General features: G+C 61.0%; 20 protein-coding genes. 12 read left to right on the top strand and 8 right to left on the bottom strand.

The genetic code is table 11. The features are described from left to right. The first annotated feature begins 9 nt into the window (after positions 1–9). The 3 genes from ACYJRZ_RS06935 to tsaA all read left to right on the top strand — a co-directional run bounded on the left by ACYJRZ_RS06935 (position 10) and on the right by tsaA (position 3284). Positions 10–1593 (top strand): peptide chain release factor 3, encoded by a 1584-nt coding sequence (locus ACYJRZ_RS06935; protein ID WP_459457415.1) that lies wholly within the window; start codon positions 10–12, stop codon positions 1591–1593. Positions 1594–1704: 111 nt separating this feature from the next. Then, a complete protein-coding gene (locus ACYJRZ_RS06940) occupies positions 1705–2730 on the top strand; it encodes an iron ABC transporter substrate-binding protein (RefSeq protein ID WP_459457417.1) in 1026 nt (341 codons plus the stop codon). Between the two features lie 23 nt (positions 2731–2753). Then, positions 2754–3284, top strand: coding sequence for a tRNA (N6-threonylcarbamoyladenosine(37)-N6)-methyltransferase TrmO (gene tsaA / locus ACYJRZ_RS06945; protein ID WP_459457419.1), 531 nt, complete (start codon positions 2754–2756; stop codon positions 3282–3284). 82 nt (positions 3285–3366) lie between these two features. Here tsaA and betC read toward each other — a convergent pair whose 3' ends face one another. Then, positions 3367–4881, bottom strand: coding sequence for a choline-sulfatase (betC, locus tag ACYJRZ_RS06950; protein WP_459457421.1), 1515 nt, complete (start codon positions 4879–4881; stop codon positions 3367–3369). 227 nt (positions 4882–5108) lie between these two features. Between betC and ACYJRZ_RS06955 the strand changes: the two genes are divergently transcribed. Then, positions 5109–6008 (top strand): choline sulfate utilization transcriptional regulator, encoded by a 900-nt coding sequence (locus ACYJRZ_RS06955; protein WP_459457423.1) that lies wholly within the window; start codon positions 5109–5111, stop codon positions 6006–6008. A 10-nt stretch (positions 6009–6018) separates the two neighbouring features. Here the strand turns inward: ACYJRZ_RS06955 and otsA are convergent, their stop codons facing one another. Further along, positions 6019–7395 carry an alpha,alpha-trehalose-phosphate synthase (UDP-forming) gene (gene otsA, locus ACYJRZ_RS06960; protein ID WP_459457424.1) on the bottom strand — a complete coding sequence of 459 codons (1377 nt, stop codon included), beginning with the start codon at positions 7393–7395 and terminating at the stop codon, positions 6019–6021. 47 nt (positions 7396–7442) lie between these two features. Continuing rightward, positions 7443–8237, bottom strand: a complete 795-nt coding sequence (gene otsB / locus ACYJRZ_RS06965) for a trehalose-phosphatase (RefSeq protein ID WP_459457426.1) — start codon at positions 8235–8237, stop codon at positions 7443–7445. A 662-nt stretch (positions 8238–8899) separates the two neighbouring features. On the opposite strand from otsB, the gene ACYJRZ_RS06970 reads away from it, so the two are divergent. Continuing rightward, positions 8900–9715: a class II glutamine amidotransferase gene (locus tag ACYJRZ_RS06970; RefSeq protein WP_459457428.1), complete on the top strand. Its 816-nt coding sequence runs from the start codon at positions 8900–8902 to the stop codon at positions 9713–9715. Here ACYJRZ_RS06970 and coaBC read toward each other — a convergent pair. After that, a complete protein-coding gene (coaBC, locus tag ACYJRZ_RS06975; RefSeq protein ID WP_459457430.1) occupies positions 9702–10913 on the bottom strand; it encodes a bifunctional phosphopantothenoylcysteine decarboxylase/phosphopantothenate--cysteine ligase CoaBC in 1212 nt (403 codons plus the stop codon). The genes ACYJRZ_RS06970 and coaBC overlap by 14 nt on opposite strands. A 236-nt stretch (positions 10914–11149) precedes the next feature. Here coaBC and ACYJRZ_RS06980 point away from each other — a divergent pair, with 236 nt between their 5' ends. Then, positions 11150–11596 carry a nuclear transport factor 2 family protein gene (locus ACYJRZ_RS06980; protein WP_459458671.1) on the top strand — a complete coding sequence of 149 codons (447 nt, stop codon included), beginning with the start codon at positions 11150–11152 and terminating at the stop codon, positions 11594–11596. A gap of 125 nt (positions 11597–11721) precedes the next feature. Here the strand turns inward: ACYJRZ_RS06980 and ACYJRZ_RS06985 are convergent, their stop codons facing one another. Beyond that, a complete protein-coding gene (locus tag ACYJRZ_RS06985) occupies positions 11722–12486 on the bottom strand; it encodes an SDR family oxidoreductase (protein WP_169644233.1) in 765 nt (254 codons plus the stop codon). 119 nt (positions 12487–12605) lie between these two features. On the opposite strand from ACYJRZ_RS06985, the gene ACYJRZ_RS06990 reads away from it, so the two are divergent. Continuing rightward, positions 12606–13517 carry a LysR family transcriptional regulator gene (locus tag ACYJRZ_RS06990; RefSeq protein WP_459457433.1) on the top strand — a complete coding sequence of 304 codons (912 nt, stop codon included), beginning with the start codon at positions 12606–12608 and terminating at the stop codon, positions 13515–13517. Between the two features lie 44 nt (positions 13518–13561). On the opposite strand, the gene ACYJRZ_RS06995 is transcribed toward ACYJRZ_RS06990, so the two are convergent. Further along, positions 13562–14437, bottom strand: coding sequence for a LysR family transcriptional regulator (locus ACYJRZ_RS06995; protein ID WP_459457435.1), 876 nt, complete (start codon positions 14435–14437; stop codon positions 13562–13564). Between the two features lie 97 nt (positions 14438–14534). Between ACYJRZ_RS06995 and ACYJRZ_RS07000 the strand changes: the two genes are divergently transcribed. The 5 genes from ACYJRZ_RS07000 to ACYJRZ_RS07020 all read left to right on the top strand — a co-directional run bounded on the left by ACYJRZ_RS07000 (position 14535) and on the right by ACYJRZ_RS07020 (position 17527). After that, positions 14535–15818, top strand: a complete 1284-nt coding sequence (locus ACYJRZ_RS07000; protein ID WP_459457437.1) for an MFS transporter — start codon at positions 14535–14537, stop codon at positions 15816–15818. Positions 15819–15830: 12 nt separating this feature from the next. Further along, positions 15831–16217, top strand: a complete 387-nt coding sequence (locus ACYJRZ_RS07005) for a VOC family protein (RefSeq protein ID WP_459457439.1) — start codon at positions 15831–15833, stop codon at positions 16215–16217. A 92-nt stretch (positions 16218–16309) separates the two neighbouring features. Further along, positions 16310–16651, top strand: a complete 342-nt coding sequence (locus ACYJRZ_RS07010; protein ID WP_459457441.1) for an ArsR/SmtB family transcription factor — start codon at positions 16310–16312, stop codon at positions 16649–16651. After that, a complete protein-coding gene (locus ACYJRZ_RS07015; protein WP_459457443.1) occupies positions 16635–17117 on the top strand; it encodes an SRPBCC family protein in 483 nt (160 codons plus the stop codon). The genes ACYJRZ_RS07010 and ACYJRZ_RS07015 overlap by 17 nt, the downstream gene beginning before the upstream one ends. Before the next feature lie 5 nt (positions 17118–17122). Then, complete coding sequence (locus ACYJRZ_RS07020; protein ID WP_459457445.1) at positions 17123–17527, top strand: GFA family protein; 405 nt, start codon at positions 17123–17125, stop codon at positions 17525–17527. Positions 17528–17530: 3 nt separating this feature from the next. Here the strand turns inward: ACYJRZ_RS07020 and ACYJRZ_RS07025 are convergent, their stop codons facing one another. Both ACYJRZ_RS07025 and ACYJRZ_RS07030 read right to left on the bottom strand, forming a co-directional pair. After that, entirely contained in the window at positions 17531–18199 is a 669-nt protein-coding gene (locus ACYJRZ_RS07025; protein ID WP_459457447.1) for a spermidine synthase, read from the bottom strand. A 125-nt stretch (positions 18200–18324) separates the two neighbouring features. Further along, positions 18325–19986 (bottom strand): urocanate hydratase, encoded by a 1662-nt coding sequence (locus ACYJRZ_RS07030; protein ID WP_459457449.1) that lies wholly within the window; start codon positions 19984–19986, stop codon positions 18325–18327. Positions 19987–20003 lie beyond the last annotated feature (17 nt).

The raw sequence follows: 20003 nt of genomic DNA on the forward strand, positions 1-20003 counted from the left end.
TTCACACGCATGGCCGAAAGTCTCGCCGAGGCGGTCTCCCGCCGCCGCACATTCGCTATTATCGCTCACCCGGACGCGGGCAAGACGACGCTCACCGAAAAGCTGCTGCTGTTCGGCGGCGCCATCCAGCTTGCCGGCGAGGTCAAGGCGAAGAAGGATCGCATGCAGACGCGTTCCGACTGGATGAAGATCGAACGCGAGCGCGGCATTTCGGTCGTGACCTCGGTCATGACCTTCGAGTATGAAGGCAACGTCTTCAACATCCTCGATACGCCCGGTCACGAAGATTTCGCCGACGATACCTATCGCACGCTGACGGCGGTCGATGCCGCCGTCATGGTCATCGACGCCGCCAAGGGTATCGAGCCGCGGACGCTGAAGCTGTTCGAAGTCTGCCGCATGCGCGACATCCCGATCATTACCTTCATCAACAAGATGGACCGCGAAAGCCGCGACCCCTTCGAGATCCTCGATGAAGTCGAAGAGAAGCTGGCGCTGGATACCGCACCGGTCACCTGGCCGATCGGTCGCTCCAAGACCTTCTGCGGCTCCTATCATCTGGCTGATAATACGGTCCGCGGTTCCGATACCGAGGTCGAGGCGACCAAGGTAAACGGCCCGCAGGCAGTTGCCGACCGGCTGCCGGAAAACGAACGCCAGGCCTTTATCGACGAGACGGAACTGGCGATCGAAGCCTGCCGTCCTTTCGACCGGGCCTCCTTCCTCGAAGGACATATGACGCCGGTCTTCTTCGGCTCGGCCCTGCGCAATTTCGGCGTTCGCGACCTTATCAATGCGCTCGGCGAATTCGCGCCGCCGCCGCGCGATCAGGTCGCCGATATCAGAACGGTGCACGCGACCGACGACAAGATGACGGCCTTCGTCTTCAAGATCCAGGCCAATATGGACCCGAACCACCGCGACCGCATCGCCTTTGCCCGCATCTGCTCCGGCAAGCTGGAGCGTGGCATGAAGGCGCGGCTGTCGCGCACCGGCAAGCAGCTGGGCCTCACCGCGCCGCAATTCTTCTTCGCCTCGCAGCGCCAGCTCGCCGATACCGCCTATGCCGGCGATGTCGTCGGCATTCCTAACCACGGAACGCTGCGCATCGGCGATACGCTGACCGAAGGCGAATCGCTTGTCTTCCAGGGCGTTCCGAACTTCTCGCCGGAAATCCTACGCCGTGTTCGTCTTGAAGATGCGATGAAGGCGAAGAAGCTTAAGGAAGCGCTGCAGCAGATGGCCGAAGAAGGCGTCGTGCAGCTCTTCTCGCCGGAAGACGGCTCTCCCGCCATTGTCGGCGTCGTTGGCGCCCTGCAGCTCGACGTGCTGAAGGAGCGGCTGATGGCCGAATATGGCCTGCCGGTGTCCTTCGAAATGTCGCGCTTCTCCGTCTGCCGCTGGATCTCGGCTGACCAATCCGCGGATCTTGAGAAGTTCGTGACCGCCCGCCGTGGCGATATCGCCCGTGATCTCGACGGCGATCCGGTCTTCCTTGCGCAGGACGGCTTCTCGCTGCGCTATGAAGCGGAACGTTACCCGGCTATCAAAATGGTCGCCATCAAGGAATATCACGCCGTCAAGGCGGCGTGATCGGTTCGGATGCGTTTCATTTTGGAATAGTGCCTTCGCGATGTTCCATCCGATATAGCGCTATGCCATAGTGCCGCCCGATGATCTCCTTAGATCGGAACAGGCACTTTCATGATGAGATTTCTTGCGGTTCTTGCTCTGGCCTTCGTCGGCCTGATGCCGGTCGCAGCTGAGGCGCGAATTATCACCGATGCGGCCGGACGCACGGTCTCGGTACCGGACAAGATCAACCGCATCCTGGTGGCGGGGCCGCCAGCCGCCGTCCTGGTCTATGTGCTGGCTCCAGAGAAGCTGGTGGGCTGGGTGCATGCGCCTGATGATGCCGCCAAGGCCTATCTGATGCCGTCCGTGCGGTCACTGCCGACAGTTGGCCGTTTGACGGGCAAGGATGGAACCATCAGCTCGCAGACGGTCGTGGATGCCAAGCCCGATATCATCCTCGATGCCGGCACGGTCGATCCGACCTACAAGGCGCTGGCCGACAAGGTGCAGAGCGAGACGGGCATTCCCTATATCCTCATCGACGGCAGCTTTGCCCGCACCGCCGATACGCTTCGCGATGTCGGCGCCCTGATCGGCGTCGAGGACCGCGCCAACAAGTTGGCCGACTATGCCGATACGGCGATCAAGGACCTGAACGAAAAGCTCGCGACACTGCCCAACGATCCGCGACCACGCGTCTATTATGGTCGTGGCGCCGATGGTCTGGAAACCGGGCTTTCCGGCTCGATCAATCTCGAAATCCTCGATGCCGTCGGCACGATGAACGTTGCCGCCGCTGCCGGCAAGGGCGGGCTGGCCAAGGTGAGCGTCCAACAGGTCGTCGAGTGGAATCCGGATATCATCATTGCCGAGAGCCCCGCTTTCGCCGCTTCGGTGAAGAGCGATCCGCAATGGGCCAGCATCAAGGCCGTCAAGGACGGCAAGATCTTCGTACCCCCGTCTCTGCCTTTCGGCTGGTTCGATTCCCCGCCGGGCGTCAACAGGCTGCTCGGCGTGCGCTGGATGGAGAAGCTGATTTATCCGAAACTCTTCCGCAGCGATTTTCCCGACGATGTGAAGCAATTCTACAAGCTGTTCTATCAGGTCGATTTAACCGACGATCAGTTGGCGGCATTGCTGAAGGGCATGAAGTAACCACTCTGATAAGGAACGCGTTTATGGTCCGAGAGAACGAAATTCGCGAAAACGAGGTGGCTGTCGAGCCGCCCGCAGCCTCGGATGCCGGTCTCACCTTCATCGGCCGCATTTCAACGCCTTGGACATCGCGCATGGAAACGCCGCGCCAGGGCCGGCATGATGGCCCCATTTGCCGGATCGAGATTTTCGAGCCTTGGGTGGCGGCGCTGCAGGGCGTGGAAGCCTTCGAACGACTGGAGGTTCTCTATTGGCTGGATCGTTCGCGTCGGGATCTCGTGCTGCAGAGCCCGGCCAACAGCGGCAAGGTGCACGGCACTTTTTCCCTGCGCTCACCCGTGCGGCCCAATCCCATCGGCACAGCCATCGTCAAGCTGGAAGCGGTCGAGGGCAACATGTTGCTGGTGCGCGGGCTCGATTGCCTTAACGGCACGCCCTTGCTCGATGTGAAACCGGATCGCACCCTGTTCAAACCGATCGCGCCGCCGCAGCCCGGAGATTTCCAGACCGGCGACGGCGAAACAGCGCATTATTGCCAGAAGCGCGATGTTTAGAGCGCTTCACGAAGCCGTTCCAAACTGTCGCTATCAGTCCACCGCGACCATGACATCGGATGCCTTGATGACGGCATAGGCTTTATTCGCCGCGGGGATAGCGCTGGTTCTCCTCCAGTACGTTGAGGTCCATATGGTTGCGCATGTAGCGCTCCGAAGCCTTTTGCAGAGGCTGGTAGTCCCACGGGTAATAGGCGCCGTTGCGAAGCGCCGTGTAGACCACCCATCGCCGTGCCTGGCTTTCGCGCACGGCAGCGTCGAAACTTGCGAGATTCCAGCGGGCCATGGCCTGCGCCGTCAATCTCTCCAGCGTCTCCGCATAGGCCGGGTTGCCGGCCAGGTTGGTCAGCTCCTTCGGATCCTCCCGGAGGTCGAAGAGCATGGGCGGGTCCTTCTCGCAAAGGGTCAGCTTGTAATTGCCATCACGTAAGCCCACCAGCGGTGCCTCGGAACCTTCCGCCGCATATTCCATCGGCACGGAACTGCGGCTTCCGGTTCCGAGAGCCAGTGGCGTGAGATCCTCGCCATCCGTCCAGCGGCGCAGCGAAGCGATGTCGATCCCGGCAAGGGCGGCAAGCGTCGGCGTCACGTCGAGCGTCGAAACTGGATCGTCGATCCGCTTCGGCTGCCAGCCGGGGGCTGCGATCATCAGCGGCACGCGGGCCGAGCCTTCGAAGAAGTTCATCTTGAACCACAGGCCGCGCTCACCGAGCATGTCGCCGTGGTCCGAGACGAAGAGGATGATGGTGTTGTCGGCCATGCGCCCGCGCTCGAGCGTGTCCATTATCTCGCCAATCTTCTCGTCGACATAGGAGATATTGGCGAAATAGCCGCGGCGCGCCCGGCGGATCTGCTCCGGCGTGATATCGAAGGCGGTGTGGTCGCAGGCCTTCATCAGCCGCTGCGAATGCGGATCCTGCTGGTCGAAGGGGATTTCGCCGACTTCGGGGTCCAGCGCCGGGCAATCCTCATAGAGATCCCAGAAGCGCCGGCGCGCGACATAGGGATCGTGCGGATGCGTGAAGCTGACGGTCAGGCACCATGGCCTTTCGTCTTGTCGGCGGGAGAGGTCGTAGAGCTTGCGGGTCGCGTGATAGGCAACCTCGTCGTCATACTCCATCTGGTTGGTGATCTCGGCGACACCAGCTCCGGTGACCGAACCAAGATTGTGATACCACCAGTCGATGCGCTCGCCGGGCTTGGTATAATCCGGCGTCCAGCCGAAATCGGCGGGGTAGATGTCAGTGGTTAGCCGCTCCTCGAAGCCGTGCATCTGATCCGGGCCGACGAAATGCATCTTGCCCGACAGCGCCGTCTGATAGCCGGCGGCACGCAGGTGGTGGGCAAAGGTCGGAATGTCCGAGCAGAATTCGGCGGCATTGTCATAGACGCGCGTGCGGCTCGGCAGCTGCCCGGACATGAAGGAGGCGCGTGCCGGCGCGCAGAGCGGACTTGCCGTATAGCTGTTGGCAAAGCGAACAGAGCGCTTCGCTAGAGCCTTTAGGACCGGCACATGCAGGAACTCGGCCGGGCCGTCGGGAAAGAACGTGCCGTTGAACTGATCGACCATGAGGATGAGGATATTTGGGCGGGACATGCTTGCATCTTTCTCGAAACTCAGAGGCCGGCGGTAGCGAGGCCGGGCTTGCCGTCGATCGTGGTGACGCCAGCAAACCAAGGCGTCAAGACGCCTGTGGCAAGGCGGCTCATTGCAGACAAACGCATGACGATGGTCCTCTCTTGTCATTGGATTATTTTATTGAACATCACTAGAGTTCGCCCTGTGAAGCGGGCATTTTTCGATAAGTGCCAAAAGGAAATTTTATGGCTGAACGCTTGGTGGGTCTCGGTTGGCTGAGAATCTTTCTGGAAGTCGGACGCTCCGGTAGCCTGTCCGCCGCCGCCTCGGCGCTCGGCTTGACGCAACCGGCCGTCAGCTATCAGATCCGCCGCATCGAAGAGCAGATGGGCGTGCCCCTGTTTCGCCGTCAGCATCGCGGCGTCTCGCTCTCGCCGGAAGGGCAGCGCCTCTTCGAAATCGTCGAAAAATCCGTCGGTGGCGTTGACAATCTGGTGCGCAGCTTCCGCGTCGAGGCGGAGCGTCCCTCCGTTCGCCTACGCACGGACTATGCCTTCTCCGCGCTCTGGCTCATTCCCCGCATGCATGCATTTCGGCTGCTTCATCCCGAAGTCGACATCCAGATCGTCGCCACGCAGCGGCCGGATCGTGGCGCCCCGGAGAGCGGCGACATCGCCGTATTCTTCGGGACACGCAACGAATTCGGTCCCGGCGCAACGCTGCTCCTGCCGGAGAAGGTCGTACCGATCTGCACCAGGAGTTTTGCGGAACGGTACGGTCCATTCACTGATCCCTCGCAGCTTGCTGGCGGGACACTTATCCATCTCGATTCGGAGCTGCCATCGCCATGGTTCGACTGGCAGAGCTACCTTGCAGCTTTCGGTATTGCCCGCGACGCCTATGCGGGTCGCGGCGACCTTCGCTTCAACACCTATTCCCTCGTCGTGCAGGCAGCGCTCAGCGAGCAAGGGATTGCCATCGGCTGGATGGGCCTTGTCGATTCCCTGCTCACAGCGCGAACGTTGGTGACGGCGGGTCCCTTGCTGGAGGCATCGGAGCGCGGCTATTGGCTGCTGCCGCCATCAACGCCGAACCCACATGCCGAGCAATTGGGGCAATGGCTTCTCACCAAAGCCGCCGGATGATCATCATGCTCTATTCCGCCGTAAGATCGGCAAGAAAGGTCTCGCACCAGCGCGATACGTCATTTTCAAGCAGATAATCCATCATGCCGCGCCAGCGCTCCTGCCGCTCCTGCAGCGGCATGTTGATGGCGCGCGCCAGCGCGTTGGCGGTGCCGTCGACATCGTAGGGATTGACCAGCAGTGCGCCCTTCAGCTTGCGCGCGGCCCCGGCAAAGCGCGATAGCACCAGCACGCCCGGGTTTTCAGGGTCCTGCGCCGCGACATATTCCTTGGCGACCAGGTTCATGCCGTCGCGTAGCGGCGTCACGAGCCCGACCTTCGCAATCCGGTAAAGGCCTGCCAGGATCGGGCGGCTGATCGAGCGATTGATATAGCGGATAGGGACCCAGTCGACCGTCCCAATCGCGCCATTGACCCGGCCCGCCTGTTCGGCAACCGCGTTTTGCATCGCCTCGTATTCCGGGACTTCCGAGCGAGATTTCGGCGTGATCTGCAAATAGGTGATGCTGCGTTGGTGAGCAGGATTGTTGGTGATGAAGCGTTCGAAGGCATCGATGCGCTGCGTGATGCCCTTGGAGTAGTCAAGCCGGTCGACGCCCAGGATAAGGTCGCGGCCCTCGATGCTTTGACGCACTTTCTGCACCATGCTGTGCGACGCGGCCCTGCGGGCAAATTCGGCAAAGCCTGCTGTCTCTATACCGATCGAGTAGGCGCCGCCGCGAAAATCATGGCCGTGGGCGCTGAAATGGCCGGGACTCTTCTCGATGCCCATCCCCTCGCGCTTCAAGCAGCCCGCAAAGTTTTCAAGATCGTAATCGGTTTGGAAGCCGAGCAGATCGTAGGAGGAAAGGCCACGCATGATCTCTTCATGCACCGGCATGGCAAGCACGACATCAGCCGGCGGCCAGGGAATGTGCAGGAAGAAGCCGATGCGGTTCTTCAAGCCCATCTGCCGCAGCTCTGCCGCCAGTGGAATGAGATGATAGTCGTGCACCCAGATAATATCGTCGGGTTCGATCAGCGGTGCGAGCCGGTGGGCAAAGAAGCGGTTGACGCGGAAATAGCCGGTCATTTCCTTGCGGGCATATTCGGCGAGATCGAGCCGATAATGGCAGATCGGCCAGAGCACGCGGTTCGCAAAGCCCTGATAATATTCTTCGACATCGGTCTGCGTGAGATCAGTCAGCGCATAGGTGATGTTGCCGTCCTGCGTCATCTTCAGCGGCTCGGGCTCGACGTCGCCGCTCGATTTGCCGGACCAGCCCATCCAGATACCGCCGCGCTCGGCGAGCGCAGCCTGTAGCGCCACCGCAAGGCCGCCTGCCGCCGCGGCACCCTTATGGTCGGGTACGGAAACACGATTAGAAACAATGATGAGTCGACTCACGAATTCTTCCTTTCGAGAAGGCTGGTAGACATCGCCATGGTCGAAAATTACTTGACGAGCGTTCCCAGCACGTCCCTTAAACGCGCAGGTGAGCCAATGGATGCACGCGCCATTGTTTTTCCGTTGGCATCGCCGATGCGCACGGATTGGCCGCCGAGACGGTTGGCGGCGGCAAACATCGTCTCGTCGGTTACGTCGTCGCCGATCGTCACCGGGCGGCGCCCTTCGAAGGGAGCTTCTGACAGAAACGCCTCGACGGCGTGTCCCTTGCTGGCGTGGGAAGGGCAGATTTCAAGGACCATTTTGCCGCGCTGAAGGTTCCAGTCGGGTCCCGCTTCCTCAAGATGGCGTTGCATGACTTCGCCGATCTCGGCCTCATATGCGGGTGCATGGCGGAAGTGGACCGCGACCGCCGCCCCTTTGTCCTCCACGATTGCGCCGGGCCAGGCTTGCGCCTCGTAGGCGATGGTCTGCTTCATCGCCTGAAAGGCGGGCGGGATATGCGCCCGCCGCAGCCGACCGGCCGCATCGCGCCGCTCCGCGCCATGCAAGCCGGCGACAGGAAAGCGGAAGGGCGCGAAAAGAGGATCGACGAATTCGATGGCGCGGCCCGTCACCAAGGCTAGCGCGCCGCCAAGCTGACGGGAAAGCGCATGAAGCGTTCCGGGCAGATAGTCGGGCACGACGATCGCTTCCGGCCTTTCGGCGAGATCGAGCAGGGTTCCGTCGATATCGAGGAACAAGGCCCAGTCCTGCGGATACAATGAGAGTGCGGTAAGGGCCGGCTCGTTCAGCGGCCTCGGTTTGGCTTCACCCTGTTCGGGCTGTTCCTGAGAAGACATGCTGGGTTAGCTAAGGCGCTCTTCCCATTTGGCAAGGCAAAAAATAACAGCTCAAAATCAAAAGGGGCCGCCTTAAGCGACCCCCCATGAGCTTTGGCCCGTAACTGGCCTGAAGCGGCGAACGCTTCGGGAAGGTGTTGATCAGAGCGAGGGCTGCCTCGCAACGCTCATAACCATTTCCATGCCGTATACAAAGACCGAAATCTCACTAGACATTGGATCACCTTCCTTTCGTTACGTTTCAGACAAGCTTAACGTAGCTCAAATTTGACTCGATGCAAGTGGCACGGTCTTGGGGAAGCTTCACACTTATTGTCGCAGTGAAATGTGTTGCCCGTCGCATCTGGGGCGCAAGCCCTGCCATAGCGGCCTTCACGAAGAAAATGTTGCGATGCGAAATGTGAACGGACGAAGCGTCAAATATCTGTCATCTTGCGCCGCACGGCATGGAAAATTAAGACTTTATTACCCATTCCGCATAAACAATCGTCCTAGAGCCGGATGATTTTAGGTCGGCTCGACCTAAAATCTGAATCCGCTCTTGTATCGAAGAAGTAGAGCGCGATGTCGTCCGAAAACCGCCTACACTTTTCGGCATCACGCTCTGGATTTGCCATTCTCCCGCGAGACAGGAACACAGGCGGGAATCGGAGTAGAGACGCATGTGTCGCTGGGCAGCTTATCGTGGAGACCCCCTCTATCTGGAGGAGCTGGTGTCTTCGCCCGCCCACTCCCTGATCGAACAATCCCATTGCGCCACGCGCGCCAAGACGGCGACCAATGGTGACGGCTTCGGCATCGCCTGGTATGGTGATCGGCCGGAGCCTGGCCGCTACCGCGATATCCTGCCGGCCTGGTCCGATTGCAATCTGAAGAGCCTAGCGCGGCAGATCCGTTCGCCGCTCTTCCTGGCCCATGTCCGTGCTGCCACAGGCGGCGGCACGCGCCGCGACAATTGCCATCCCTTTGTTTTCGAGAACTGGTCATTCCAGCACAACGGCCAGATTTCTAATTTCGACCGCCTGCGCCGGCCGATGGAAGCCATGCTCGACGACCGGCTGTTCCATGCCCGCAGCGGCACGACCGATTCCGAGCTCCTGTTCCTGTTGGCGATGCAATTCGGTCTCACGACAAATCCGACCGCGGCGATCGCGCAGACCATCGGCTTCGTGGAAGGCCTGTCGCTGCATCTGACCGGTTCGGTACTGGTGCGCTTCACAGCGGCCTTCTCCGATGGCAAGTCGCTCTACGCCATCCGCTACGCGACGGATCGCAAGGCGCCGACGCTCTATGCCTCGCCGGTCGGGTCGGGCTATTGCCTCGTGTCGGAGCCGCTGAACGACGATGTCGATGCCTGGCGCGAGATCCCCGATGGCAGCGCCGTTCTGATCGACGACACGGGCGTCCATGTTACGTCCTTTCAGCCGGAAGAGCATGCCGCCGGAGAGATCCGGACGCCGGCTGCTATCCCTGCTTGAGCTGTTCCGATATCAGCGCCGCCAGCCGCACTGCCACCTCATCCTTGTCGAGATCCGGCCACTGCTCGACGCCGTGATGGCTGATAATCTTCACGCGATTGCGCGTGCCGCCCATGATGCCGGTTGCGGGCGAGACGTCGTTGGCGATGATGAAGTCGGCGCCCTTGCGTTCGAGCTTCGCGCGGGCATTGCTCTCAACATCCTGGGTTTCGGCGGCAAAGCCGATGACGAGTTTCGGCCGCTGCGTATGATGGCCGACGGTTTTCAAGATGTCCGGATTTTCGGTGAGCGCCAGCGTCGGGATCGACTCGCCCGGATGCTTCTTGATCTTCTGATCGGAAGCGGAAGCGACGCGCCAGTCCGCGACCGCGGCTACCATCACAGCGATATCCGCGGGAAGTGCTGCAAGAACGGCATCACGCATCTCATCCGCCCGCTCGACATGGATGACGTGCAAGCCGACCGGATCGGGAATGGTGACAGGGCCAGAAACGAGGGTGACGTCCGCGCCCAGCGCCGCAAGTGCTGCGGCAATCGCATGACCCTGCCGTCCGGACGAGCGGTTGGCGATGTAGCGCACGGGGTCGATCGGCTCATGCGTCGGTCCTGAAGTCACGACCGCCTTCCTGCCGGCAAGCGGCTTGGCACCGTCATCCAGCCGTCGCTCGACGGCTGCGACGATATCGAGCGGTTCTGCCATGCGTCCTGCGCCGCTCTCGCCGCTCTCGGCCATTTCGCCGGTCATAGGGCCGACGAAGGCGATGCCGTCGCCGCGAAGAGTTTCGACGTTGCGCCTGGTGGCGGGATGGGTCCACATCTTCGGGTTCATCGCGGGGGCTGCGAGGACTGGTCGGTCCGTGGCGAGCAATATGGTCGAGGCGAGATCGTCGGCCAGCCCGTTTGCCATCTTGGCGAGCAGATCGGCGGTCGCGGGCGCGATCAGCACAAGGTCGCAGTCACGCGCCAGCCTTATATGGCCGACGTCCTGCTCATCCTCTCGTGAAAACAGATCGGTGAAGACATGGTCGGCGGCCAGCGCGCCGACGGCAAGCGGCGTGATGAACTGCTGCGCACCAGCCGTCATGACGGGCCGCACGCTTGCGCCGCGCTCGCGCAGCCGGCGGACGAGATCGAGGCTCTTATAGGCCGCGATACCGCCGGAGATGATGATGAGGATGCGCTTTCCTGCGAGAACCATGCCTGAACCCGTCGCCTGTTCTTTTGTTCTCAAGCCTAAGCCTTTGGTGTGTCATAGGCAATCGTCGCGTGCTTCCATCAAGCTCAGCGTGTCGGTGATTGCGACGTAAGTGGTCGGATTTTCCGCTATTTGTAGCCAATGATCACGTCGGTATCACCGACTTGTCATTTGCGGGCATCTTCACCCTCGACAAAAGTGAACGTGTTAATGGCCAAAGGAGCAACGCCTTGAAACTGATGAAAGTCGCCGTCATCGCCCTGCCAATGCTGGCCGCTGCCCTGCCGGCCTTTGCCGAGCGTGCCTATTCGCCACAAGAGCAGAAGAACAAGGAAATCGTTCTGGATTTCTACCAGAAGGCGCTGAACGACAAAGATTTCGACGCGGCTTCCAAATATCTCGGCAAGTACATCCAGCACAATCCTCTTGCCGCCGATGGCCCCGAAGGCTTGCGCGGTTTTCTGGATTACTTGAAGAAAAACTATCCGCAATCGAAGAGCGAGATCAAGCGCGTGATGGTCGATGGCGATTATGTGATCCTGCGCGTCCACGCCATTCGCCAGCCAGGCGACCGCGGCAGCGCCATCGTCGATATCTTCCGCGTCGAAGACAACAAGATCCAGGAACATTGGGACTCGGTGCAGCCGATCCCCGAGACCTCGAAGAACAGCAATACGATGTTCTGAGTGGAAACGCCGCGGCTCATGCAAAGCATTCCGGCGACATGATCCCGCAACCGTTTCATCCGTTGCGGGATCATGTCCGCATTCCGAAGCTGCCGACGCGGTGATTGCGTCGGCAAAACAATCGGTCAGGTACGCGTAATCGACAGGCCGCCGTCGACGAGCGAAGCTGTGCCGCTCACGAAGCTTGCGTCATCGGAGGCGAGATAAAGGACCGAGCGAGCGATCTCTTCCGGGCCGGCGACGCGCTTCAGCGCATGCAGATTGGTTATGAAAGCCTGCTTTTCGGCCGTATCGTTCATGTCGCGATACATATCGGTATCGACGGCACCCGGCAGGACGGCATTGACGCGGACATTCTGCGGGCCGAATTCCGCGGCGAGCGTTTGCGTCAGGCCGATCAGGCCGGATTTGCTGGCGGCATAGGCGGCGACGCCCGGGAAGCTGACGGTGTGGCCGACAAAGGTCGATGTGAAAATCACGGAACCACCGCCGTGCTTGATCATTTCGCCGATCTGGTGCTTGGCGGCCAGGAAGGACGCGGTGAGGTTGATCGCCAGCGCTTCGGAAAAGCCTGCCTCCGAAACTTCGGTGCTGGGGCCGGCCTCGCCGATTGTGCCGGCATTGTTGAAGGCAATATCGAGCTTGCCGTAACGCTCGACTGCAAGGGCGACCAGAGCTTTGTGATAGTCTTCCGAGCGTACATCGCCGGCCAAGACGGCTGCTTCACCGCCGGCTGCCTTGATCTCTGCGGCCAGGCTTTCCAGCTCCGCGGCGCGGCGAGCGCCGACGACGACCTTGGCGCCTTCGGCAGCGAAGAGCTTTGCCGTAACGCGGCCGATGCCGGAGCTGGCGCCGGTGACGATTGCGACTTTTCCATTCAAGCGGTTCATTGTTCCATCTCCTGTGTGAGGACGTGTCTTTCGGTTTCTCCGATACGAGGAAGATGGTCTTTTTCGATCGTTCGGATTAGTCTTCAAAAAGAGGAATTCGAATTCGGAGTTTCCGAACGATGCTGAAGATCGACGGGATCGTGACATTTGTGACTGTAGCCGAGGCCGGCTCGATCAGCGAGGCGGCGCGGCGCCTGCGCCTGTCGAAATCCGTCGTCAGCGAGCGCTTGTCGGACATGGAGAAGGCGTTGGGGGCAACCCTGCTTCATCGTACGACCCGCAAGCTAACCCTGACGGAGGATGGCACCGCCTTTCTGCAGCGCGCCACCCGCATTGCACAGGAGGTTCGCGAGGCGGCTGCCGATCTCGCCGAACGGCGCGGCACGCTGATGGGACCCCTGCGCATCGCAGCTCCCGTCACCTTCGGCCGCCTGCATCTGGGGCCGGCCCTCTATCCGTTTCTCGCCGATCATCCGGAAATCGAGCTGACGCTCGATCTCGACGACCGCCGAGTCGATGCCGCCTCGGATGGCTATGATGCCATCATACGCCATGGCCTGATCGCCGACTCGCGCCTCGTCGCCTGGAAGCTCGCCCGCAGCCGCCGTCTTCTCGTGGCCTCGCCGGATTATCTGAGCCGTCACGGCAAACCAACGTCGCTCCCCGATCTCGAGGATCACCGCGGGATTTTCTACACGAATCGCGGTGTTGCCGACTGGCGTTTCCAGGGGCCGGAGGGCGCCATCGTCATCCGCGGGAAGCTGGCGCTGGGCGTCAACAATGGCGATGTTCTCCACGATGCGGCGATTGCCGGGCTCGGTATCGCCTTGCTGCCCGCCTTCATCGCGGGACCTTCGATGAGGGAGGGGCGGCTTGTCGAGATCGACATCGGCTACCAGCCGGAGCCGGAATTCATCTTCATGGCCCATCCGGAAGGGCGCAATCCCTCGGCCAAGCTTCGCGCAATGGCCGATCATCTGAAGAAGGCGTTCGGCGATCCGCCTTATTGGGAGCGAGAGCAATTCCAGTAAAAGTATGAAGCGGTTTTGCGTCCGGAATTGCGCAAAACAAATAGCTACGCAATCAGGCTCATGAGATTGGCGATGACGGGAGATCGCTGCGCCTTGAGGCTGGCGAGGCCGAGCCGCGCCACGACCGGCGGCCCGTCGATTTGCCGATAAGCAACGCCGTCGAGTTTTATCTGCGCGATCGAAGCCGGAACGATGGAAACGCCCAAGTTTGCGGCGACGAGATTGACGACTGAAGGGATCTGCGGCGCTTCCTGCGTCACCACGAGGTCAAAGCCGGCTTCGCGGCAAGCACCAACGATATCGTCATAGAGGCTGAGCCCCACCATGCGCGGGAAGAGAATGAAGGGTTCGCCCGCGAGCGCCGCAACCGGCACGCGTTCCTTTTTCGCCAGTGGATGATGGGCCGGCAGCGCGATCAGCATCGGCTCGTCGGCAAAACGTTTCAGGCGAACATCCCGCGGATCCTCCAGGCCCGGGCGAATGAAGGCCGCGTCGATCTCGCCGCGCATCAGCCGCTCCATCAGCGCATTGGTATTCATCTCTGTGAGCGACAGCCGCACTTCCGGCCAGTGCCGCCGAAACTCGCGAATGGTTGATGTCACGATGGTGTTGAAGGCGGAAGAGGCGGTGAAGCCGAGCAACAGGCGGCCGATCTCGCCACGATTGGCGCGCTGGGCGGCAAGCTTTGCCTTCTCCGCAGCACCGACTGCCATTCTCGCTTCAGCCAGAAAGGCCTCACCTGCCGCTGTCAGTTCGGCACCATGCGGTACGCGGTGGAACAGTTGTGCGCCCACCTCGTTTTCTAGGTCCCGGATCTGCTGGCTGAGCGGTGGCTGGCCGATGCCGAGACTGGCCGCCGCGCGGGTGAAGTTTCCCGCTTCCGCCAGCGCCAGAAAATAGCGGATATGACGTAGCTCCATGGCTATCTCCAAAAGCTATTAAGATCGCCTGTTCCATATATTGGACTAATGTAGTGGGTCTGGCTAGATTCCAGGCAAGAAAGGTCAGGTGCCACCGATGTTTCGCGCCGTAAGTCAGCAGCAAACCACTGCGTCCGAAGTTTCCTCCCGCCCCGAATTGACGCTTATCAGGAATGAACCGTCAACCGAGACCCGCCAGTTTCTGACGCGCGGCACGCCCGCCTTCCGCCGCGCGACCATTGGGCTGTTTCTCTCCGGTTTCGCCACTTTCTCGCTGCTCTATTGCGTCCAGCCGCTGATGCCGATCTTCTCCGAAGATTTCGGCGTCACGCCGGCAGCAAGCTCGTTGTCGCTGTCGCTTTCCACCGGCTTCCTGGCATTTGCAATCTTCGGCGCGGCAGCCGTTTCCGAAAGCCTCGGCCGCCGCAGCCTGATGTTCATCTCGCTGCTCGGCGCGGCCATCTGCACGATCGTCTGCGCGGTGTCGCCGAGCTGGCATATGCTTCTCGCCGTCCGCGCTCTTGAGGGCTTCCTCTTGGGCGGCGTGCCAGCTGTCGCCATGACCTATCTAGCCGAGGAAATCGAACCGCGCGGCCTCGGCGGCGCCATGGGCCTCTATATTGCCGGAAACGCCTTTGGCGGCATGGCCGGGCGCGTGGTGACCGGTACGATCGCCGAATATCTGAGCTGGCGGCCGGCTTTGGCAACGGTTGGCATTCTCGGCTTGATCGCGGCCATCGGCTTCCTCTATCTGCTACCTCCGTCGCGCAATTTCACCCCGCGCAAGGGGTTTGATGTTGCCTTCCACCTAAAGGCCTGGAGCGGTCACTTCGGCAATGCGGCGCTACCGCTGCTCTTTGCCATCGGCTTTCTCGTCATGGGCTCCTTCGTCTCCGTCTATAATTATGCCGGCTTTCGTCTCGTCGCCGATCCCTATGATCTCAACCAGACAGAGCTGGGCCTGATCTTCACCGCCTATCTCTTCGGCATCGTCGCCTCGTGGGCGGCAGGTCTCCTCGGCGATCGCATCGGTCATTTCATCGTGTTGCCGATTGGCGTGCTGATCGCAGCGCTCGGGGCGGCGGTGACGCTTTCCAGCTCCTTGCCACTGATCATTCTCGGCATCATCCTGGTGACGATCGGCTTCTTCATGACCCATTCCGTCGCCAGCGCGCTGGTGGGGCGGCTGGCCCATGGCTTCAAGGGGCACGCCTCCTCGCTCTATCTGCTCGCCTATTATCTCGGTTCCAGCATAGCGGGCTCGGTCGGCGGCTATTTCTGGCTTGCCGATGGCTGGAATGCCGTGGTTGCCTTCATCCTCGCCATGCTGGCGCTATGTCTCGTCAGCGCTTTTGCCGTTGCCAGGCTGGCGCGTCGTTAAACTGGAGGTGCCATGATCCGCATCGACCATCTCGATCATCTGGTGCTGACGGTCGCGAGCATCGAGGAGAGTTGTGACTTCTATACCCGTGTCCTCGGCATGGGCGTCGAAACTTTCGGGGAAGGCCGCAGGGCACTGACCTTCGGCAATCAGAAGATCAATCTGCATCGCGCCGGCCATGAATTCGAGCCCAAGGCCGAACGGCCGACACCGGGCTCGGCCGATCTTTGCTTCATCAGCACAACGCCTCTCGATGACGTCATCGCTCACTTGCAAGCTGAAGGCGTTGCGATTGAGCAAGGCCCCGTTCGCCGTACCGGCGCGACCGGCCCCATTCTCTCCGTCTATTTCCGGGATCCCGATCAAAACCTGATCGAAGTCTCCAATATCGTTTCCTGAGATTGCACGCCGTCTGGCCCCTTCTTGACATCGGTCGCTCACCCCTTATATTAAACCAATAAGTTAATTAACTTTATGGTTTACTAGATAGCATGGATACATTGAGCATGACCCTCTCGGCCCTGGCCGATCCGACCCGCCGGGCCATCCTGGCGCGGCTGGCGACTGGCGAGGCGTCCGTCTCCGAGCTGGCCGAGCCCTTCGACATGTCGCTGGTTGCTGTTTCCAAGCATTTGAAGGTCTTGGAGAAAGCCGGCCTGATCTCAAAGGGGAGGGAGGCGCAATGGCGGCCCTGCCGGCTGGAGCCGAAGCCGTTGCGCCAGGTCGATGACTGGTTGGAAACCTATCGCCAGTTCTGGAACGACAATCTCGATCGCCTGGAAGCCTATGCGGCGCTATTGCAAAAGGGAGGAATGGATGACTCCAGCAATTGAGGGCGGCAGCATGCGGCCGCTACGTGAGATCGTGCTGACCCGCGAAATAGCCGCGCCGCGCGCCCTGCTGTTTCGTCTCTGGACGGAGCCGGAGCATATGGTGCGCTGGTGGGCGCCCCAGAACATGACGGCGCCATCCATCTTTGTCGACCTGCGGGAAGGGGGCGCCTGGCGGCACTGCATTCTGACACCGGAAGGTAGGGAATATTGGAGCCATGGCCGCTATCTGGAGATCGTCCCGCCCGAGCGCCTCGTCTTCACCTTCGCCTGGGAAAATCAGGAGGGTAGGGCCGAACATCCGATGCAGGTGACCGTGGAATTCCATGAGCTTGGCGAGAAGACGCGCCTTGTCTTCCGAAAGGCCGAATTGCCTGACGACAGAGAGCTGAAGCTTCAGACCGGCGGCTGGGAACAGGCTCTCGATAAATACGTCGCTTACGCAGAAGCCACCTCAAGGGAAGGATGAGAGTGATGAAGAAGACCTATCATGGCAGCTGCCATTGCGGCGCGGTGAGCTACGAAGCCGATCTCGATCTGCAGGGCGGCACGTTCAAATGCAATTGCTCGATCTGCAAGAAGAAGCGCAATTGGCTGGCTGTCGCCACGCCCGCCGATTTCCGTCTGATCTCGGGCGAGGACAGCATCGGCGAATATCAGTTCGGCCCGCGCATCCTGCATCACCTCTTCTGCAAGACTTGCGGCATCAGCTCCTTCAACTGGGGTGAAAATCCAGCACTCGGCGGAAAATTCTATGCGATCAGCATCAGCTGCCTGGATGACGCCACCGACGAGGAACTCGCCTCGCTTCCCGTCGGCTATTTCGATGGCCGCGACGACCGCTTCGATCGCGCGCCGGAAGAAACGCGTTATCTTTAGGGCTTAGCCCTTTGTCGCCAGCCAGATGACATGACGCGCGCCCGTTTTGCCATTGGCGCGCGTATTGACCACCTCGGCGGTAAAGCCGCTATCGCGCAGACGTCTTGTGAAGCGCTCATCAGGTCCCGAAGACCAGACCGCGAGCACGCCTCTCGGACGCAATGCATCGCGCGCTGCCTTGAGGCCTTGATAGTCGTAAAGGCCGTCGTTGGCTTCAGACGTGATGCCGTCGGGACCGTTGTCGACATCGAGCAGGATGGCGTCGTAGGCCATTCTGCGGGCGCGGATGAGCGGACGCACATCGCCTTCATGGATCGCGACGCGAGGGTCATCGAGGCAGCCATCGAAGACGGTTGCCATCGGCCCGCGTGCCCAGGTCACGACAGCCGGCACCAGCTCTGCGACCGTAACTTTGGCGTCCGCACCGAGTTCGCCGAGGGCCGCGCGCAGGGTAAACCCCATACCGAGGCCGCCGATCAGTATGTGCGGCGCCTTCCGGTCCTTGATCTTCTCGCAGGAAAGCGTGGCCAGCGCCCGCTCGGAGCCGCTCAGGCGGCTGTTCATCAGCTCGTTGGTGCCGAGCATGATGGAAAATTCCTGGCCGCGCTGCTTCAAACGCAGCTCGCCGCCGCCGGGGATTTTCGCAGTGTCGAGCAAGGTCCAGGGGATCACGGGCAATTCTCCAAAGCAATTCCAGGAAAAGTGTGCAGCGGTTTTCCGCCCGGAATTGCATGCAAACAGGTCGTTTCGAATTGCCCGGGACCATAGTCTCCAGAAGCTGCCAAGAACAGATGCGCTTATCCCAAACGGATATAGGGCACATCCTTTTTCGCAACTTCGTCAAGCGCCTCCTCGTAACCGGCATCGGCATAGCGCATCACGCCAAGCGCCGTGTCGTTGGTCAGCGCATGATCAAGCCGTTCGTCGGCGGCAGGCGTACCGTCGGCAACCACGGTGACGCCGCAGCTGGTCATGTAGCCGGCATAGCCGCCGCCGCCGGAATGGACGACGACGAGGTCAGCCATGGACGAGCAAAGCATCATGGCGTCGATCAGCGGCCAGTCGGCAATCGCGTCGGAGCCGTCCTTCATGCGCTCCGTCATGATGTTCGGATGCGCCATAGCGCCGGCGTCGAGGTGGTCGCGCGAGAAGGCGATCGGACCGTTGAGTTCGCCGCTTGCCACAAGCTCGTTGACGCGCCGGGCAAGCGCCGTCCGCTCGCCATGGCCGAGCCAGGCAATACGCGCCGGCAGGCCTTCGAAGGGCACGTGCTGACGGGCAAGCTTGATCCAGTTGGTGATGATCTTGTTGTCCGGGAACATTTCCAGCAGCAGATCGTCGATGCGGGCAATATCGCTCTCCTCGCCCGAAAGCGCCATCCAGCGGAAGGGGCCGATGGCACGGCAGAAGAGCGGCCTGAGATAGGCTTCGGTGAAGATCGGGATATCGAAGGCGTTCGCAACCCCACCTTCCTTCGCCTGCGTGCGGATGAGGTTGCCGTTGTCAAAAACTTCGGAGCCCTTTTTCTGGAAATCGAGCATGGCCTTCACGTGCTCGACGATCGAGGCGCGACTGGCCGCCATGAGCTGGCCCTGGCCGTCGTCGCGCAAATCCTTGACTTGGGCGAGGCTCATGCCCTTCGGCACGTAACCGTAGACGAGATCGTGCGCCGAGGTCTGGTCGGTGACGATATCGGGTACGATGCCACGCCGCGCAATCTCGGGATAGATCTCGGCCGCATTGCCGACGAGGCCGACGGAAAGCGCCCGCTTCTCCTTGACGGCAGCGTCGATCATCGCCAGCGCGGAATCGAGATCGGGAGCGATTTCCTGCAGATAGCCGATGTCCTGTCGCTTCCTGGCGCGCTCGGCATCGATATCGACGCAGAGAATGGCGGCACCTGCCATGCGGCCGGCGAGCGGCTGTGCGCCGCCCATGCCGCCGAGACCGGCCGTCAGCACGAAGCGGCCGAAGAGATCGCCGCCGAAGCGACGCTCGGCAATGCGCATGAAGATTTCATAGGTACCCTGAATCACGCCCTGGCTGCCGATATATTGCCAGGCACCGGCCGTGAGACCGCCCCAGCAGATCAGGCCCTTGCGCTGCAATTCGTAGAAGACTTCCGCCTTCGCCCACTGCCCGACGATATTGCAGTTCGCCATGATGACGAGCGGCGCCTTGTCATGCGTGCGGATGAGGCCGATCGGCTTGCCGGACTGGATGAGCAGCGTCTGGTTCTCATCCATTCCGGTCAGCGCCTTCACGATGCCCTTGTGTGCCGCCCAGTTGCGAGCTGCCTTGCCGAGGGCCGCGTAGACGACGAGATTGTCCGGATCTTCGCCGACCGAGAGCACGTTTTCGAGCAGGCGCAGCAGAGCCTCCTGCCGCCAGCCCTTGGCACGCAGCTCCGGACCGCCCGGAATGGGGAATTTCGGATGACGTGGATTGGCTTTCGGCATGAATTTCCCTTCCCTTA

It is taken from the genome of Rhizobium sp. No.120 (assembly GCF_054558365.1).

Coding starts and splice junctions, on each gene's coding strand:
- ACYJRZ_RS06980 (WP_459458671.1), top strand. CDS start 11,150: ATGAAAGTCGCCGTCATCGCCCTGCCAATGCTGGCCGCTGCCCTGCCG.
- ACYJRZ_RS07015 (WP_459457443.1), top strand. CDS start 16,635: ATGACTCCAGCAATTGAGGGCGGCAGCATGCGGCCGCTACGTGAGATC.
- ACYJRZ_RS06935 (WP_459457415.1), top strand. CDS start 10: ATGGCCGAAAGTCTCGCCGAGGCGGTCTCCCGCCGCCGCACATTCGCT.
- ACYJRZ_RS06985 (WP_169644233.1), bottom strand. CDS start 12,486: ATGAACCGCTTGAATGGAAAAGTCGCAATCGTCACCGGCGCCAGCTCC.
- ACYJRZ_RS07010 (WP_459457441.1), top strand. CDS start 16,310: ATGGATACATTGAGCATGACCCTCTCGGCCCTGGCCGATCCGACCCGC.
- ACYJRZ_RS07000 (WP_459457437.1), top strand. CDS start 14,535: ATGTTTCGCGCCGTAAGTCAGCAGCAAACCACTGCGTCCGAAGTTTCC.
- ACYJRZ_RS06990 (WP_459457433.1), top strand. CDS start 12,606: ATGCTGAAGATCGACGGGATCGTGACATTTGTGACTGTAGCCGAGGCC.
- ACYJRZ_RS06995 (WP_459457435.1), bottom strand. CDS start 14,437: ATGGAGCTACGTCATATCCGCTATTTTCTGGCGCTGGCGGAAGCGGGA.
- ACYJRZ_RS06940 (WP_459457417.1), top strand. CDS start 1,705: ATGATGAGATTTCTTGCGGTTCTTGCTCTGGCCTTCGTCGGCCTGATG.
- otsB (WP_459457426.1), bottom strand. CDS start 8,237: ATGTCTTCTCAGGAACAGCCCGAACAGGGTGAAGCCAAACCGAGGCCG.
- ACYJRZ_RS06955 (WP_459457423.1), top strand. CDS start 5,109: ATGGCTGAACGCTTGGTGGGTCTCGGTTGGCTGAGAATCTTTCTGGAA.
- ACYJRZ_RS07005 (WP_459457439.1), top strand. CDS start 15,831: ATGATCCGCATCGACCATCTCGATCATCTGGTGCTGACGGTCGCGAGC.
- tsaA (WP_459457419.1), top strand. CDS start 2,754: ATGGTCCGAGAGAACGAAATTCGCGAAAACGAGGTGGCTGTCGAGCCG.
- ACYJRZ_RS07030 (WP_459457449.1), bottom strand. CDS start 19,986: ATGCCGAAAGCCAATCCACGTCATCCGAAATTCCCCATTCCGGGCGGT.
- coaBC (WP_459457430.1), bottom strand. CDS start 10,913: ATGGTTCTCGCAGGAAAGCGCATCCTCATCATCATCTCCGGCGGTATC.
- ACYJRZ_RS06970 (WP_459457428.1), top strand. CDS start 8,900: ATGTGTCGCTGGGCAGCTTATCGTGGAGACCCCCTCTATCTGGAGGAG.
- ACYJRZ_RS07020 (WP_459457445.1), top strand. CDS start 17,123: ATGAAGAAGACCTATCATGGCAGCTGCCATTGCGGCGCGGTGAGCTAC.
- betC (WP_459457421.1), bottom strand. CDS start 4,881: ATGTCCCGCCCAAATATCCTCATCCTCATGGTCGATCAGTTCAACGGC.